Origin of the sequence: Elstera litoralis, from assembly GCF_000963705.1 — a bacterium.
In the GTDB taxonomy this organism is placed as follows: Bacteria; Pseudomonadota; Alphaproteobacteria; order Elsterales; family Elsteraceae; genus Elstera; species Elstera litoralis.
In genome coordinates, this window is record NZ_LAJY01000414.1 from 1 (window position 1) to 3,083 (window position 3,083).

3 protein-coding genes and 1 pseudogene are annotated in these 3,083 nt (G+C 57.5%); 1 reads left to right on the forward strand and 3 read right to left on the reverse strand.

Annotated features, from left to right (window positions below; all coding sequences use genetic code 11):
• The 3 genes and pseudogenes from VZ95_RS14785 to rpsB all read right to left on the reverse strand — a co-directional run.
• On the reverse strand, nucleotides 1–237 hold a 237-nt coding region (locus VZ95_RS14785), incomplete at its 3' end, for a ribosome-recycling factor (RefSeq protein ID WP_045776540.1).
• An 88-nt stretch (nucleotides 238–325) separates the two neighbouring features.
• Nucleotides 326–1,253, reverse strand: a pseudogene (tsf, locus tag VZ95_RS14790) (translation elongation factor Ts).
• 101 nt (nucleotides 1,254–1,354) lie between these two features.
• Complete coding sequence (gene rpsB, locus VZ95_RS14795) at nucleotides 1,355–2,131, reverse strand: 30S ribosomal protein S2 (RefSeq protein WP_045776541.1); 777 nt, start codon at nucleotides 2,129–2,131, stop codon at nucleotides 1,355–1,357.
• Nucleotides 2,132–2,531: 400 nt separating this feature from the next.
• Here rpsB and VZ95_RS24270 point away from each other — a divergent pair.
• On the forward strand, nucleotides 2,532–3,083 hold a 552-nt coding region (locus VZ95_RS24270), incomplete at its 3' end, for a calcium-binding protein (protein ID WP_269747115.1).

Below are 3,083 nucleotides of genomic sequence, written 5' to 3' on the forward strand. Positions count from 1 at the left end.
TTCAACGGCTTTCACCGTACCCTTGTCCCACACCGTCACGGTCAGCATGCGCGGTTCGGGAACGCTGACGGTGCCGACCTGGCTCAACGGCATCATTGAGCCGTAGGATTCGACCATGATCGGATCGAGAAGATTGGCCGAGGCACGCCCGGTGCGCAAACCATTGAGTTCTTTCTTAAGGGTGTCGACCGCACTATCCATGCGGCGCTTCACATCGCTGAGATCGGGAGTAGCCATCGCTTATATCCTCTTAAAACCGCACTCAAAGAAAAGGCGACCGAACCCTTACGATCCGGCCGCCCTTTAACGCAAGGGTTTTCAGGGTTTAGCGGACGCCAGCCTGCGCCGCAACCTCGGCCGCGAAATCGCTTTCCTGCTTTTCGATGCCTTCGCCCAGGGCGTAACGCGCAAAGGCGGTCATCGTCACCGGCGCGCCGATATCCTTGGCCGTCTTGGCGATAACATCCTTCACGCGGCTTTCGCCATCGATGACGTAAACCTGCTCCAGCAGCACGACTTCTTCGTAGAACTTGCGAATACGGCCTTCGATCATCTTTTCGATGACGGCATCGGGCTTGCCGGAAGCGCGCGCCTGCTCGGTCAGCACGTCGCGTTCCCGCTCCAGCGCCTTCGGATCGAGATCATCGACCGACAGCGACATCGGGTTGGTCGCGGCGATATGCATGGCGATCTGCTTGCCGAGGACGGCCAGCGCGGCCTTGTCGCCGGTCGATTCGAGCGCAACCAGTACGCCGATCTTGCCCAGGCCCGGCGCGGTCGCCGCGTGGATGTAGGTGGCGACGATACCGTCGGTCACCGACAGGCGCACGCCGCGACGCAGCGACATATTTTCGCCGATAGTGGCGATGAGCTGGGTCAGCTCTTCCGACACGGCATGGGCCTTGCCCGGATAGGTCGCGACCTTCAAGCTTCCACATCGCGCCGATGGTGAGCACGAGGCCCGCCGTTTCGGTGACGAAGCCCTGGAATTTTTCATTCCGACCGACGAAATCGGTTTCCGAATTCACTTCCAGCAGCGCGCCGACCGTGCCCGACGAGGCCGAGCCAACGAGGCCTTCGGCAGCAACGCGGCCCGCCTTTTTGGCAGCAGCGGCGAGGCCCTTCGTGCGCAGCCAATCCACACCGGCTTCGATATCGCCTGCGGTTTCGCCCAGCGCCTTCTTACAGTCCATCATGCCTGCGCCCGTCTTTTCGCGCAGTTCCTTAACCATGGCGGCAGTGATTTCGACCATTGGAGAGCCCTCTTTATGACAAATCGGCGTCAGCCGATGATTCTAGTGAAAAGGCGGCGCAGAGCGCCGCCTTAGCGTCGTAGCTGTTTGGCGACGAAAGCTTAGGCCGAAGCCGCTTCTTCCACCGGCAGCGCTTCTTCCACAACATCTTCAGCCGACCCGATATCGATGCCCGCCGACACGGCTTCCTGCGTCAGACCCGCCAGCACCGAGGCCGAGAAGAGTTCGCAGTAGGTATCGATGGCGCGCAGGGCGTCGTCGTTGCCCGGAACCGGATAGGCGATGCCTTCAGGATCCGAATTGCTGTCGAGGATGGCGATGACCGGAATATTCAGGCGGTTGGCTTCCTGAACGGCAATCGCTTCCTTATTGGTGTCGATGATGAAGATCAGGTCGGGCAAGCCGCCCATTTCCTTGATCCCGCCCAGGGCGCGTTCGAGCTTTTCATGCTCGCGCGTCAGGTTGAGCTGTTCTTTCTTGGTGTAGCCGGCGACGGCCCCCGTGTTGAACATTTCTTCCAGTTCGCGCAGGCGCTTAATCGACAGCGAAATGGTCTTGAAGTTGGTCAGCATGCCGCCGAGCCAACGATGGTTCACATAATATTGACCCGAGCGGCGCGCGGCTTCGGCAACGCGCTCGGCGGCCTGGCGCTTGGTGCCGACGAACAGCACACGGCCACCGGCGGCCACCGTATCGCGCACCACTTGCAGGGCGCGGTAAAGCATCGGAACGGTCTGTTCGAGATCGATCACATGCACGCCATTGCGAACGCCGAAGAGGTACGGGGCCATCTTCGGGTTCCAGCGGCGCGTGTTATGGCCGAAGTGAACGCCCGCTTCGAGAAGCTGGCGCATGGTAAAAGTGGGAACATTGCTCATAAAAGGCATCCTTAGTCCGGTTAGTCCGCCGCGGGCAGTGACCAAATAAATTTGGCACCGGCAAGGAGAGCTAAACTCCTTCGCCCGCGTGTGAAGTGCGCGCCTTTTAGCGGGTTCAGGCCGGGGATGCAAGGAGGAAGATGGGCCGTTGCTCTCCCCTCCCCTCCCTTACGGGCACATGATGCCATCGAAGATGGAGTACGATTGTAATGAGTGTTGTTTCCGTATGTTTTTCACCCTTTGATTGATATTTTGTAATGCTATCGAGTCGTCAGATGAATGCAGCTTAAAGTTCTGGTTGAACCTTAATCAGACTTTTCCCATTTAATTTTTTGTTCATTGAATCGCCGAAAAGAAATGGCATAGAGGAAGGGGATATTCTCTTTTTCGAGGTAAGACGATGCCAACGACGATTAATCTGACGACGGGTGATGACGTTCTATCGCAGGGCGATGGCGACTATGTCGTGAACGCCTATGCGGGCAACGATAGCGTTTCGCTCGGAAATGCGACGGTAGGCAGCACTGTAAATGGTGGCGGCGGCGCGGATACTATTGTGATCGGAGCCGGGAGCCATCGGGTCACAGGTGGCGCTGAGAATGACTATGTAGTTGTTGGCGATGGGAACAGCACACTCATTGGCGGTGGCGGTGCAGACGGGCTTCATGCTCTGGCTGGCGATCACAGCATCACGGGCGGTGCGGGAGATGATAGCATTTCCGTTGGAAACGGTAATAGCACCATAAATGGCAATGGTGGCATAGATTCAATTTCAGCTGGCAGCGGTAATCATAGTATTATTGGTGGCTCTGGAACAGATTCCATATCCGTCGGACATGGGAATACGACGATTAGCGCAGGTGCAGGTGATGATACTATCGCCCTAGGTTTTGGAGGTTACAACCTTAATCTTGGGAGTGGCTATAATTATGTTACCTACTGGACTGGTAGT